Genomic DNA, 13,727 nt, shown 5'->3' on the forward strand with positions numbered 1-13,727 from the left:
CCAGGTTTGCCGACTTACGCTGCAGCATCTTAAACAATGGGGGGCTTGTTCAGGACATCGCTGAACCTATAGGAATAATTGTTGCTATAATAATGGTACACATTATCGGTATCCGGGATATCTTGAAGTTTAAAATCCGGCAACTTCACCAGAAATATAAGTACCTGTTCCCAACCAATGATGGGCATGGGTTGTTCGTCCTCATCACTTTGGGCCCGGAGCATTTGGGCCAGCATACACTTACCATCGCACTTTAATTCGGGTTTGTCCTTGTTCTCGCAAAGCCGCTCGATGAACCCTTCCCGATCAATGCTGTAATACACATACATACTGGAAAAGCGAAGGTTGCTAATCAAAATGAAAGAGACAAAAAGCACCACCAATATGGAGTGCCGAACTTTGTTATGTGCTGCTATTTGGGACAATTATGTACTTTACTCAATAACAAATGCAAAAGTAAAACCCTAGGATATTTATTTAAGTAACCATAATCACCTTTTAATTCTTTTTAATTAAGTATTATCCTTCCATAAAGGATTTGATAATTAAATTTGAGGTTTAAATCAGGCATATGAAAAAAATACTATCCTTATCCGTTCTTGCTTTATCCCTAAGTATCATTTCCTGTAAAGAGGAAAAAAAGGCTTCCGAGGGACCTACCCAAATGGAGCGCGTAATGGCCGTCCATGATGAAGTGATGCCAGAAATGGGGAAAATTGGAAAATTGGTAGGGGAACTCAAAAGCAAAGTTGATACTACCGAAGTGGGCCAACAATATGAATCGGCCATAAAAGACCTTCAAGATGCGCATACAACCATGATGGACTGGATGAAAGAGTTTGGTGACAGGTTCAACTCCGATGAAATTTTGAACGGCAAGGAACTCACAGAGCAAAAACAAAAATGGCTGGATGAAGAAGAAGAAAAGGTTCAAATTGTAAAGGAAAAGATCAACGGCAGTATTGCAAAAGCCGAAGCGCTTTTAACCAAAGAGGAGTAATTATTTCCATCGAATACTTTCCATGATCCTGCGGATGTCATTCTGCAAATACATGGCAGCTGGCAGGATAGAGTCGTAATTGGGCTTGGCATAAAAATAAAGGGACCCGGTCACAAAATGTTGAATACTATCCGTTACATAAAACTGTGATTGTGATGCCGCATTACCGCTGACCTCGTAGAACATGCCATAGACACCGTGGTCTTGGTTGATAAAGGGCTGTTCTATAATATTGTCCGCTTTTACCACATGTTCGTACGATAATTTCTGGGCATCAATCAACAATGTGTCTAAATTCCCATGGACAGGTTTATAGGTCAAATAGATAGATCCTTTCATTTGTGGATAATCCAAAACAAGGGAACAATCCTTGTTCTCCTTGATGTCCGAAAGGGTATTCTGATCAAAAATATATGGGCAATCCATATTGGTCCGAGAGTAGGTTGCGGCAGGATACTCCAAACGCAACATGGCCTTGGGCCTTGGCAAAACGTCATCCTTACAGCCTAAAAAAAGTAAGGCAAAAACAAAAAATACAAACGGGCTATGCTTCATGGGGCAAGGTTACTTTTATGCGTTTCAATCTTTTTTTATCCATGCTCTCCACCACGAATTGGTAATCGTTGAACTCTATTTTTTCGCCCACCTTTGGAAAGCTTCCTGAAATTTCGAGTACAAATCCGGCAATGGTCTCCGATTCCCCTTTTTGGTCCTCGAACTCCTCTTCTTCCTCAATTTTTACGACCCGATAAAAATCCTTTAGTGTCGTTTTGCCATCGAATACATAGTTATAATCATCCAGTTTGGAGAAAACCAAATCCTCATCATCGAACTCGTCACTGATATCGCCCACAATTTCCTCGATCACGTCTTCCAACGTAACAATTCCAGAAGTTCCGCCATACTCATCCACCACTACGGCCAAATGGTTTTTCTTCGACTGAAATTCCAACAACAGATCGTCCAACTTTTTATTTTCGGGGACAAAGTAGGGTTCGCGTATAAGCGACATCCAATTGAAACTTTTTCTATCTATATAAGGTAAAAGATCCTTCACATATAGCACCCCCAAAACATTGTCCATGTGTTCGGAGAACACGGGAATCCTAGAATATCCATGCTTTTTGATCTCCAATAGCACTTCGGGGAACTTCATTTTTTCGTTCAGGGCAAAAATATCGATGCGGGGTTGCATCACTTGTTTGGTATCCGTATTGCCAAAGGTCACGATGCCTTCCAAAATCTTCTGTTCCTCTTTTGTGGTGTCGCCTTCGGAAGCAAGCTCCAATGCCTGGGATAGGTGGTTCACACTCAGGTTCGATTTTTGTTTGCCAAGCTTATCCTCCAAAAACAAGGTGGCCGACCGCATGGGCATACTCAACGGGGTGAAAAGAAAATTCAACCCTTTTAAGGGCACGGCCATAAATTGCGAAAACTGCACCCGGTTTCGGTTTGCGTAAATTTTAGGAAGGATTTCCCCGAACATCAAGATCAAAAAGGTAGCCATCACCACTTCCAAAAAAAACCGTAGGGTACCACCTATCCCTTCAAAAAGAGTGTCACCAAGGGAACTGAACAACAGAACAATGCCAATGTTAATGGCATTGTTGGTGATCAAAATGGTGGCTAACAGCTTTTTGGGTTTTTCCAATAATTGTACAATCAACTTTCCACGTGAGGAATCATTTTCTTCCAGTTCGTTGATGTCGGTCTGTGACAGTCCGAACATGGCCACTTCGGCAGCGGAAATCAGTGCAGACCCGGCCAACAGAAACAAAAGCACAAGAATTTTTATAGTGAAGATTCCACTAAACACTGTAAATAAAATTACCAAACAATGGGGTTCGGGATCCAAATTTGTATTGCTTTAAACTTTATTTTTAGAATGGTAGGTCATCATCCTCTTCGGTGTCGTCTATGGGAACTTCCGGGGCGCTGGGTCTAGATGGTTCATTCTGTGGAGCAGTGCCTTGCATTTGAGTATTTTGCAGACTCTCATTCTTGGTGGTCAAAAATGTGAAGTCCTGTACATGCACCTCGGTGGTGTACCTCATGTTGCCATCTTCACCCTGCCATTGCCTGTTCTTCAACCTGCCTTCTACATAAACCTTATCCCCTTTGCTCAAGTATTTTTCACAAATTTCGGCGGCCTTGTTCCTTACCACTATATTGTGCCATTCCGTATTGGTCACCTTCTCACCGGTTTGCCTATTGGTGTAGGTTTCATTGGTGGCCAATGGAAATCTGGCAATGCAGTTACCTCCTTCAAAATAGTGGATCTTCACTTCATCTCCCAAATGCCCGATCAGCATTACTTTATTCAATGTTCCGCTCATAGTTTTCTAATTAATCAAAAGTACTAAATTTTCAATGTCCTGATGAAATCGGCTATCAAAACAGGAACCGGGAATTTGGTTACCACATCCCACGGAGTACCGTTCTCCAAGTTATGGAAAGTTTTGAGTATCCAAAATTTGGTATGTAAATGTTGGTGGGAAAGTTTGTGCACAATGGGTTCGGTGTTGAAAAGATAATAGGATTCGAATGGTTCCAAAACCATTTCACTTTTAAAATGTTGCTGAAATGCTTCCGCCTGAATTTCCTTTTCTGACTCCAATAATGGAAATTGATACAGGTTTTGCCAGATGTCCTTGCCTTTCCGCTTTTCCATAATCGTTTGGTTCCGCTCGTCCAAATAAACCAAATAATTAAAGTGGCGGATGCGAACTTTGGTCTTGTTCGTCTTTACCGGAAGACTATCTACCTTATTATCTTTAAGAGCCACGCACCCATCGTTCAATGGGCAAAGCAAGCAATTTGGTTTTTTGGGTGCACATTGAATGGCCCCGAATTCCATGATGCCCTGGTTGTAGTCCCGAATATTTTCGGTATCCATGACCTCTTTTGCCAATTCTTTAAAATATTTGATCCCCGCAGGACTGTTTATAGGAATATCAACCCCAAAATATCTGGCCAAAACTCGATACACATTACCGTCAACTACCGGTTCGGGGACATCAAAACAGAAGGAAGCGATGGCACTGGCGGTATAATCGCCCACTCCTTTTAAGAATTTTAACCCTTCATAGGTAGTAGGAAATTCGCCCTTAAATTGCTCTACCACTATTTGTGCGGTAGCATGTAAGTTGCGTGCCCGGGAATAATATCCGAGGCCCTGCCAAAGCTTCAAGACATTTTCCTCTGATGCATGGGCAAGTTCATGAACAGTGGGGAAAGCCTCCAAAAACCTATGATAATAAGGCATTCCCTGGGCCACACGGGTCTGTTGAAGTATGATTTCGGACAACCAAATCTTATAGGGATCACGGGTCTCACGCCAAGGAAGTTTCCTTTTATGGGCGCTGTACCAATCCAGAATTTTATGGGAAAAAGACATGCAAAAAAATACTATGCGCCAAATGTATCAGTTTATATACTTAAAATTAAAGGGTTTAAACGAAAGATTAATTTTAATGTTTATATTTGCAAGCCGAAAAAAACAAGAAAAAAATAATCAAGAGAAATGACGAAAGCAGATATTGTAACTAGAATCTCAGAGAAACTAGGAATTGAAAAAGGAGACGTGCAAGCTACAGTGGAATCTTTTATGGATGAAGTAAAAGCATCCTTGGAAAACGGAGATAATGTTTACCTAAGAGGATTTGGAAGTTTTATTATTAAGACCAGAGCTGAAAAAACAGGAAGAAACATTTCCAAGAACACCACCATCAAAATTCCAGCACACAATATCCCTGCATTCAAGCCAGCCAAAGTATTTGTGGAAGGTGTAAAAAGCAACGTAGAAGTAAAATAAATTTATAACACTAAAGGAAAAGAGCCATATGCCGAGTGGAAAGAAAAGAAAAAGACATAAGGTAGCTACCCACAAGCGTAAAAAGCGTAGAAGAGCTAACCGACACAAGAAAAAGTAGTTGTTGCAACTACTTTTTCATTTTTAAGTCCACGTTCTTTGACATAGAGATTCAAAAAACGAATTTCGGTCGGTCCGAAAAATGGCCGACACCATACATTGTTTAATCATTTGTCCCATTATTTTAATGAGGACGAATAAAAATCGATTCAGGTGAATAGAGAATTAATTGTTAGATCTACTCCCGAAGCAGTCGATTTTGCCTTACTAAAAGATGGAAAACTAATAGAATTCCACAAAGAAGAGGATAACAACAACTTTTCCGTAGGGGATATCTTCCTAGCCAAGATAAGAAAACCCGTTACAGGTCTAAATGCGGCATTCGTCAATGTAGGTTATGAAAAAGATGCGTTCCTGCACTATCATGACCTTGGTCCGCAGTTGTCCTCCATGTTGAAATTCATCAAAAAAGTCAGGACAGGGAAGTTAAAGGACTATACCCTCAAAGATTTTCCATTTGAAAAAGACATTGACAAGAATGGCAGCATCACCGATGCTATAAAGGCCAATCAGTCATTATTGGTACAAATTGTAAAAGAACCCATATCCACCAAGGGACCCAGGATTAGCTCAGAGCTATCCATTGCCGGTCGTTACTTGGTGATGGTCCCATTTTCAGATAGAGTCTCGGTATCACAAAAAATAGCGAGCAAAGAAGAAAAGGACCGCTTGATCCGACTCGTGAAGAGTATCAAGCCCAAAGGATTTGGTGTCATAATCCGTACCGTTGCAGAAGGCAAAAAGGTTGCAGAACTGGACAAAGATCTTCAGAACCTGTTATCCAAATGGATAGCAATGTGCAAGAAATTGCAGCGAGCGCCCCATCCAGCAAAAGTTTTGGTGGAACTTAACAGGGCCTCCTCCATCCTTAGGGATGTCTTCAACGATTCCTTTACCGGAATATATGTTGACGACGAAACACTTTACAATCAGATCAAGGACTATGTGCATGAAATTGCACCCGAAAAAGAATCCATTGTAAAGCAATACACCGGTCCGGCCCCCATTTTTGAAAAGTTCGGGATCGAACGTCAAATCAAAACCTCATTCGGACGCACAGCATCCATGAGCCGAGGGGCATACCTTGTCATTGAGCATACCGAAGCCCTCCACGTAATCGACGTGAACAGTGGCAACCGCTCCAACAAGGCAAAGAACCAAGAAGATACCGCCTTGGAAGTAAACCTGCTCGCCGCTTCAGAAATTGCACGGCAGTTGCGTTTACGCGATATGGGCGGAATCATCGTAATTGATTTTATCGATATGACCAAAGGTGACCACAGGAGAAAACTGTTCGATCATCTTAGGGAAGAAATGAAGGACGACAGGGCAAAACACAAGATTTTGCCTCCCAGTAAATTTGGTCTGGTACAGATTACCAGACAAAGGGTACGCCCGGAAATGAACATCAAGACCAGTGAGGAAAATCCGAACGTAGCGGGTGCCGAAGTGGAAGCGCCCATTGTCTTGATCGATAAAATCCAGTCAGATCTTGAGAGGATCATCAAAGGTGAGAAAAAGCCAGACGGCATTGTATTGAATATACACCCGTTCATTGCGGCATATCTTACCAAAGGATTTCCCTCCATTCGTTCCAAGTGGTTCAAGACCTATAAAAAATGGGTCAAGATCCAGCCAAGGGACGCGTATCAGTATCTGGAATACCGTTTTAAAGACAAAGACGGTAAAGAAATCAATATACCTTAATTAAAAGCGGTTCAAATTGAACCGCTTTTTTTGTTTAAAACGGTTTCGGTACAAAATGCTACTTTTGATAAATTCCTAAATGAAACCATTATTTTGAGACCCTCTTTCACCCTGATTGCCCTTATCCTGATTACCGCCTGCTCCAAAAAAAAGGTAGAACCGCTATCTACATTGTTGGTGGACGCACCCGATATCAAGGGTACTTCTTCATACCTGGAATCGCCGTTTGTGACGGCCGGGGACCGAGTGTACATGGTGGGCCACCAAGATGGCAGTTTCCCTCCTTTGGGTTGGCACATCAAAGGCGAAATGGGAGGAATCTGGGACCATCCCATAAAACTGATGGACGGTTTTGACGCCGAATTGATCATGGCGGGTAAGGTAATGCCCCTCAACAAGGCCACGGAATTTACCAACTACCCTTTTGCGAACAAACACCAGTTTATATTTGAGGAAGAAAATATTTCGGTAGAACGTGTACAGTTCATCCCCGATGGAAAGCAAGGCGTTTTTGTTCAATATGTAATTCACAACAACTCCAAAGAAACCAAAACAGGGAAATTCCAATTTATAGGTCATACCGATCTAAGGCCAACATGGCTCGGTGAACGCACAAAAATGGACGATGGCAAGGACGAGGCCAATTTTGATGGAAAGAAATGGGTGGTCAAGGATGCCTCCAACCCATGGTACAATATATTTGGGTCCGAGCAAACTCCTGACCTAACATTGACCCATGAAAATCCGAATGAAGCCAATGGGATTTCAAATTCCTTAATCTACAACATTGAAATTCCAGCAGTATCCGATTTCATATTGAATTTCACCATTTCCGGATCTTATACTTCCTTGGAAGATGCGGAGAAAAATTACACCTCCATTCAAAACAACCATTACACCCTTGCCCAAGAAAAGAAACAACGGTATACCGAATTGGCCAACCAGACCAAATTGACCATTCCAGATAAAAAATTGGAGCAAACCTTTGAATGGCTCAAATACAACAGCGATTGGTTGGTACGGACCGTTCCCGAAATCGGAACCGGAATTGGTGCCGGCATTCCGGATTATCCTTGGTGGTTTGGGGTAGACAGTGAGTATGCCCTAAAGGGATACATGGCCATTGGCAGGGAAGACATCGTTATGGAAACCATTCGCCTTTTGGACAGTGTGTCCATGGCCATCAACGGCAATGGACGCATTCTTCATGAAATGTCGACCAACGGAGCAGTTTTCAACGAAGGCAATATCAATGAGACGCCCCAATTCGTCTCTTTGATATGGAACATTTATGCCTGGACCGGAAACAAGGAATTCTTGAAAAAATACTTTCCAACGGCAGAATTGGGACTCCAGTGGTTGATGGACGAAAATGATACGAACCGGAATCTTTTCCCAGACGGTTTTGGGATGATGGAGATACACGGTCTCAACAGCGAAATGATCGATGTGGCCTCCTATACCCAAAAAGCTTTTGAAGACGCTTCGAAAATGGCCCATGCATTGGAAAAACCGGATTTGGTGAACAAATATGAGGCGTTGGCCGGTGAGCTCAAACAAAGGATCAATACCGAATTCTGGTCAGCGGATTTTGGTTCCTATGCCGATTTTATCGGTACGGACGAACAGGCGCTCCACTTGATCAAAGATGCCCTGGTCCGCGCTGATACGCTCAACAAACCTTGGGCAGTAGAAGAGTTGAAGGCGACCGAAAGACAACTTAGGCAAAATCCTTCGTCAGAACCGAGACCGTTCGTGCTCTATCATAATTGGGTGGTGAACACGCCCATGGAAATGGGAATCGCCGATTCCACCAAAGCCATTGTAGCTTTGGACAATGCCAAAAAATTCACCAACCCCTTTGGGATGTTCGTTACCGGAATCGATAGGGATGAGTCTGCCGGTAAGGACGAAGGTTCCTTCAAAGGCAGCAAGGTATTTTCCTATACCGGGGCTGTGATGACCCTGCCCACTGGCGTACAAGCCGTTGCAGAAAATAATTATGGACGGCCCGACGAGGCTTTGGACTACCTGAAACGGATGACACGTTCCTTTAGCTATGCCCTCCCGGGAAGCATGTATGAAGTATCTCCGGATTACGGGATGATGACCCAGGCCTGGAATATATATGCCTTTGCCATCCCCATTGTGAACCAGTTTTTTGGCATCAACCCCAAAGCATATGACAAAATGGTGGAAATACGGCCACAAATGCCCAAGGATTGGGACAATGCATCCTTGGAACAGGTAAAAATTGGCACTAATGAGGTTTCGGTTTGGTACGAGAACCATGATGATGTCTTTCAAATAAAGGTGCAACAGACCAACCCCGAATGGCATTTAAAACTCATCCTGCCAGAAGATGATTATTCCGCAACCCAGGGAAATCCAGAAACAAGCGCAGCACAGGGGAATACAATCTTTATGCTATCCAATGAAAAAACAATGGTGATCACCAAACGTTGAGCCCCAATGCAAAACCAATTCTCTTTTGGCAAGTCGTACTCGGTGCAGGAAGCCACCAAAAAATTGGAGCGTTATTGTGCCTACCAAGAACGTTGCCACAAAGAGGTAATCGATAAATTGCGGGAGATGCGGATGATTCCCGAGGCCATTGACCAAATCGTGGGCCACCTCATCCAAGAAAATTACCTGAACGAGGAACGGTTTGCCAAAAGTTTTGCCCGGGGCAAATTCAACATCAAAAAATGGGGAAAGAATCGAATTGTACGGGAACTTCAGTTAAGGGATATTTCCGCATTCAACATTAAAAGTGCCCTTAAGGAAATCACCAACGATGCCTATTTGACAACCTTGGACGAATTGGCCCAAAAGCGTTTGGACGCCATCAAGGAAAGTAATCCCCAAAAACGCAAGAAAAAATTGGCCGATTACCTATTGTACAGAGGTTGGGAAAGCCATTTGGTCTATGACAAGGTCAATGAGCTGATCAGCTAATAAACGTTATACCTGCACCAGTTTTTGTGTGCGCAAAACCGCTTGCTCATTTTTCCAATCGATCCATTGCTGGCCCTTCCATTTGCGCATGAGATTGTCGAAATGGCGCATCACAAAAATGTTATAAACTGCCCTGCTCAAGTTTTGCGGTTTTTTGGCGATGGATCGCAGGCTCATGGAAAAACCTGGGGTCACGTATTTCATGTAGTGCCAATAACCTTCCGGGATATAAAGCACGTTGCCGTGTTCCAAATCGGCAATATGTCCTTTGGCATGTTTAAGTGCCGGCCATTTTTCCAAATCGGGCCTGTCAAAATCAATATCTTCCCTGGTGATCAACGAATGAGGCACTTTGTACAGGTATTTGGTCTCGGATTGTGAGAACAGGATACACTGTTTTTTGCCTTCAAAATGAAAATGGAAAATATTGGCCAAATCAATATCGTAGTGCATAAAGGTATAGGAATCCTCGCCACCAAAGAACAACATGGGCAGGCCCTTCATCAACTTCAATCCAAAATCGGGATAGGTAAAATCCTGTTGTAGTTCCGGTACTTCCTTAAGGATATTCCACAGAAATATACGGTAACGTGTTGGTCCGCTTTTTAACAGATCTACATAATCCGACATCTGCATTTTGGCGTGCGGTTCGTTGAAACCTTCATCGTGCTTTACCGGACGATCGTCATACAGTGGCACGATCTTATCCCCTGCCACATCCTTCATATACTCCAAGTTCCATTTGGAATAAGCAGGCCAATCCTCAATAAACCTTTCGATTACGACAGGCTTTTGCGGCTTGAAATAGTTTTGGATAAATTCCCTTTTCGTCAGGGTCTTTTCCCTCGGTATCTGTTCAAGGTTCAGCTTCAAGATTTCAAGGAATTTGAAACCGCTAAATTAGTAAAAGGTTTTGAATTTGTTGATCCACCTCAACTTTTGGAAACGACACCTTTCCCCTTTGCCGCTTCGTTCCTTTCGATGACGTGACCGGGTCGTGACCATTTTGGTTTTTCACCCAATGGTGCGTATTCGGAATCGGCCGCCTCCACAGTCTGTGGTTGTGGTGCCTTCACGAAAGCTTTTTGTGGGTTCAATCCCAATTGCTTGAACATTTCCATATCCTCATTGACATCCGGGTTTGGGGTGGTCAACAGTTTATCCCCGGCGAAAATGGAATTGGCGCCGGCGAAAAAGCACATGGCCTGTCCTTCCCTTGTCATTTCGGTCCTTCCTGCAGAAAGTCGCACTTGGGTCTGTGGCATCACGATTCTTGTGGTGGCCACCATACGGATCATCTCCCAAATTTCAACGGGTTTTTGGTCTTCCATGGGAGTGCCTTCAACGGCCACCAAAGCATTGATCGGTACCGATTCCGGTTGTGGGTTCAAGGTGGAAAGAGCGACCAACATACCGGCACGATCTTCCACATTCTCTCCCATTCCGATTATGCCACCACTACATACCGTAACATTGGTTTTTCGAACATTTTCAATGGTCTGCAAACGGTCTTCATACCCTCTGGTAGAAATTACCTCCTTGTAATATTCCTCCGAAGTATCCAAATTATGGTTGTAGGCGTACAATCCGGCCTCTGCCAATCGTTTGGCTTGGTTTTCGGTCACCATGCCCAAGGTACAGCACACCTCCATGTCCAACTTGTTGATGGTCCGCACCATTTCCAACACTTGGTCGAACTCGGGTCCGTCCTTTACGTTTCGCCATGCCGCTCCCATACACACCCTGGAACTTCCAGATGCCTTGGCACGAAGGGCCTGCGCCTTTACCTGTTGCACGGACATCAAATCGTTGCCCTCAATATCCGTATGGTAACGGGCTGCCTGCGGACAATACCCACAATCCTCGGGGCAGCCACCTGTTTTGATGGAAAGCAAAGTGGAAACCTGCACGGTATTCGGGTCGTGGAACTGTCTGTGAACGGTAGCTGCCTCATAAAGCAACTCCATCAAAGGCTTATTGTAAATGGCCAGGATTTCTTCCTTGGTCCAATCGTGTCGTGTCTGATTCATACCCCAAAAATAGTCTTTAACACCAAAAAACCGAAGCATGGGCTCCGGTTTTCTTATTACTGTGAATTAAAATGAGATTATTCCTCTTCTCCAGACCCTGTTTCTTTGGAGGGTTGGGCATCATCATTTCCTTCTTTTGCCTTCACATCCTTTCCCTTCAAGTATTCCGGGAGGTCCATACCGGCCATGTTGAACATCTCTTGGAGGGGTGGTACGGATTTGTACATGCCCGAGATAAAATTGGCCGTCGAGTTCTTGCCATCCGCCGTTTTGTTGCCGGAATCCCAAACAGTGACTTTGTCAATCTTAATGTTCTTGATGGCTTCTGCTTGTTTTTCCACCAATTCTGGAAGCTTGTCGGCAATCAATAACAGTACGGCGTCTTTCGGACTATTGCCGGCAGCCTTCACAATTTTATCGAGACCTTCTGCCTGTTTGGTCAATACCTCAAAAATACCCTTTGCCTCGGCTTGGGCTTTAAAGAGTATCGCATCGGCTTCACCTTTGGCCCTTCTTCGAATACGTTCAGCTTCGGCCTCGGCTTCAATTTCGACTTTTTGTTTGTCGATTTGGGCAGGTATAACGATATCCGCCATTTGGGAGCTGCGTTCGCGTTCCGCTCTGGCGATTTCCGCATCGCGCTCTGCAGAATAGGATTCTTCCAAAGCCTTCGCTGCCTGTACTTTTTCGGAGGCAATCGCCGTTCTTTCCGCTTCGGCTTCTCTTTGACGACGCAAGGAATCCGAATTGGCGATATCAATTTTGGCCAAGTTTTCCCCTTCTACCGCCTTTGCGTTGGCAGCAGCGACTTGGGAACGTTCATCCTGAACTGCATTGGCCTCTCCAATGGCACCATCCCTGTTTTTCTCGGCAACGGATTTTCTGGCAGCGTTGATGGCGTGGGCAGCAGCTTCCTTACCCAAAGCTTCGATATACCCGGACTCATCCACAATATCCGTAATGTTCACGTTGATGAGTTTAAGACCCACTTTTTTCAACTCCGACTCCACACTCTGGGAGATATTGGTCAAGAATTTATCCCTATCGGCATTGATTTCCTCAATATCCATGGAAGCGACCACCAAACGCAACTGACCAAAAATGATTTCCTTGGCCAGCTCCTGAACCTCTTTCAACCCAAGGCCCAACAAGCGCTCGGCCGCATTTTGCATCACACCTGGCTCTGTTGAAATACCTATGGTAAATCGCGAGGGTACATTTACCCGAATGTTCTGTCTACTCAAGGCATTGGTAAGATCTACTTCGATGGAAATAGGGGTCAGATCCAGAAACTCATAATCTTGGATAACGGGCCATATAAAGGCGGCCCCACCGTGAATACATTTTGCTGAATTCCCAGTGCCCACCTTACCGTAAACCACCAAAATCCGGTCAGATGGGCAACGTTTATACCTTCGGATAAAAGAGATGATGATGATAAAGAAAAATAGTATGGCGAAGCCAATGACAAGTAAAGTGGCCCCTCCTCCGCCCATTTGTAATGGTAGTGTTAACATGCTGATTATTTATTTAAAAGATTAACGATCAATATTCCGGTGTCGGTCACTTCCTGCACCTTTACCACATTGCCCTGTACCAAGTCTTGGTCCTCATCAGTTAGTGCTTGGAGCTCCTGAAGCGTGCCTTGGACGTTCACGGACACTTTTCCGATTCGGCTGCGTTTGGCCCCAATCGTAAGGTATACTTCGCCAATTTGGTTCACTGCATTCTTTAGGTTGAGGGTACCACTACTTTGTAGTTTGGCCAGATAATAAAATAAAGAGGCCATGGCCAACATCATCAATAAACCGCAGACCACCGAAATAAAAATGGAGAGTCCGGTGGACAAACCACTTTCAATGCAAGCAATACCAGACCAGCCAAAAATGGTGAAAAAACCCATCAGGTTCTTGAAGGACAAAAACTGAAAATCTATACCCGTATCCGCCTCAATATCGGCATCCACGTCGCCCATATCGTCAACATCACCGCCAATAAATGTCATGGCAACGAGCACCAATAAAATGGCAGAACCTGCAATGGCAACGATCCAATAAACCTTCTCAAAAAGTGTAAGTGCTGCAAACCAATTTTCCATGGC

Annotated in this window: 14 protein-coding genes; 5 read left to right on the forward strand and 9 right to left on the reverse strand. The window is 44.0% G+C overall.

Translation table 11 applies throughout. The annotated features are described in order from the left end of the window. Positions 1-29: 29 nt before the first annotated feature. Positions 30-425 (reverse strand): hypothetical protein, encoded by a 396-nt coding sequence (locus tag GTK07_RS00590; protein ID WP_163631780.1) that lies wholly within the window; start codon positions 423-425, stop codon positions 30-32. Positions 426-571: 146 nt separating this feature from the next. Here GTK07_RS00590 and GTK07_RS00595 point away from each other — a divergent pair, with 146 nt between their 5' ends. Continuing rightward, a complete protein-coding gene (locus GTK07_RS00595; protein ID WP_163631782.1) occupies positions 572-1,000 on the forward strand; it encodes a hypothetical protein in 429 nt (142 codons plus the stop codon). Here the strand turns inward: GTK07_RS00595 and gldD are convergent, their stop codons facing one another. From gldD to mutY, 4 genes are read right to left on the reverse strand one after another with little or no spacing between them, the layout of a single operon-like run. Then, complete coding sequence (gene gldD / locus GTK07_RS00600; protein WP_163631785.1) at positions 1,001-1,555, reverse strand: gliding motility lipoprotein GldD; 555 nt, start codon at positions 1,553-1,555, stop codon at positions 1,001-1,003. Then, positions 1,545-2,855 (reverse strand): gliding motility-associated protein GldE, encoded by a 1,311-nt coding sequence (locus GTK07_RS00605; protein WP_163631788.1) that lies wholly within the window; start codon positions 2,853-2,855, stop codon positions 1,545-1,547. The genes gldD and GTK07_RS00605 overlap by 11 nt, the downstream gene beginning before the upstream one ends. Positions 2,856-2,880: 25 nt before the next feature. Beyond that, positions 2,881-3,336, reverse strand: a complete 456-nt coding sequence (locus GTK07_RS00610) for a single-stranded DNA-binding protein (protein ID WP_163631791.1) — start codon at positions 3,334-3,336, stop codon at positions 2,881-2,883. A 23-nt stretch (positions 3,337-3,359) separates the two neighbouring features. Beyond that, on the reverse strand, positions 3,360-4,397 hold the full coding sequence (gene mutY / locus GTK07_RS00615) for an A/G-specific adenine glycosylase (RefSeq protein ID WP_163631793.1): 1,038 nt from the start codon (positions 4,395-4,397) through the stop codon (positions 3,360-3,362). Positions 4,398-4,523: 126 nt separating this feature from the next. On the opposite strand from mutY, the gene GTK07_RS00620 reads away from it, so the two are divergent. The 4 genes from GTK07_RS00620 (at position 4,524) to GTK07_RS00635 (ending at position 9,596) form a co-directional block, all read left to right on the forward strand. Continuing rightward, positions 4,524-4,814 (forward strand): HU family DNA-binding protein, encoded by a 291-nt coding sequence (locus GTK07_RS00620; protein ID WP_119647760.1) that lies wholly within the window; start codon positions 4,524-4,526, stop codon positions 4,812-4,814. Between the two features lie 270 nt (positions 4,815-5,084). Beyond that, positions 5,085-6,638, forward strand: coding sequence for an Rne/Rng family ribonuclease (locus tag GTK07_RS00625; protein ID WP_163631796.1), 1,554 nt, complete (start codon positions 5,085-5,087; stop codon positions 6,636-6,638). Between the two features lie 30 nt (positions 6,639-6,668). Further along, positions 6,669-9,104, forward strand: a complete 2,436-nt coding sequence (locus GTK07_RS00630; RefSeq protein WP_235932398.1) for an alpha-L-rhamnosidase-related protein — start codon at positions 6,669-6,671, stop codon at positions 9,102-9,104. 6 nt (positions 9,105-9,110) lie between these two features. Next, on the forward strand, positions 9,111-9,596 hold the full coding sequence (locus GTK07_RS00635; RefSeq protein ID WP_163631799.1) for a regulatory protein RecX: 486 nt from the start codon (positions 9,111-9,113) through the stop codon (positions 9,594-9,596). Positions 9,597-9,602: 6 nt separating this feature from the next. Here the strand turns inward: GTK07_RS00635 and GTK07_RS00640 are convergent, their stop codons facing one another. The 4 genes from GTK07_RS00640 to GTK07_RS00655 form a co-directional block, all read right to left on the reverse strand. Further along, positions 9,603-10,469: a cupin-like domain-containing protein gene (locus tag GTK07_RS00640; RefSeq protein WP_163631802.1), complete on the reverse strand. Its 867-nt coding sequence runs from the start codon at positions 10,467-10,469 to the stop codon at positions 9,603-9,605. 59 nt (positions 10,470-10,528) lie between these two features. After that, positions 10,529-11,626 (reverse strand): biotin synthase BioB, encoded by a 1,098-nt coding sequence (gene bioB, locus GTK07_RS00645; RefSeq protein WP_163631804.1) that lies wholly within the window; start codon positions 11,624-11,626, stop codon positions 10,529-10,531. 77 nt (positions 11,627-11,703) lie between these two features. Continuing rightward, positions 11,704-13,143, reverse strand: a complete 1,440-nt coding sequence (locus tag GTK07_RS00650; RefSeq protein WP_163631807.1) for a flotillin family protein — start codon at positions 13,141-13,143, stop codon at positions 11,704-11,706. 5 nt (positions 13,144-13,148) lie between these two features. After that, positions 13,149-13,724 carry a hypothetical protein gene (locus tag GTK07_RS00655; RefSeq protein WP_163631810.1) on the reverse strand — a complete coding sequence of 192 codons (576 nt, stop codon included), beginning with the start codon at positions 13,722-13,724 and terminating at the stop codon, positions 13,149-13,151. Positions 13,725-13,727 lie beyond the last annotated feature (3 nt).

The organism is Flagellimonas sediminis, assembly GCF_010500845.1.
In the GTDB taxonomy this organism is placed as follows: domain Bacteria; phylum Bacteroidota; class Bacteroidia; order Flavobacteriales; family Flavobacteriaceae; genus Flagellimonas; species Flagellimonas sediminis.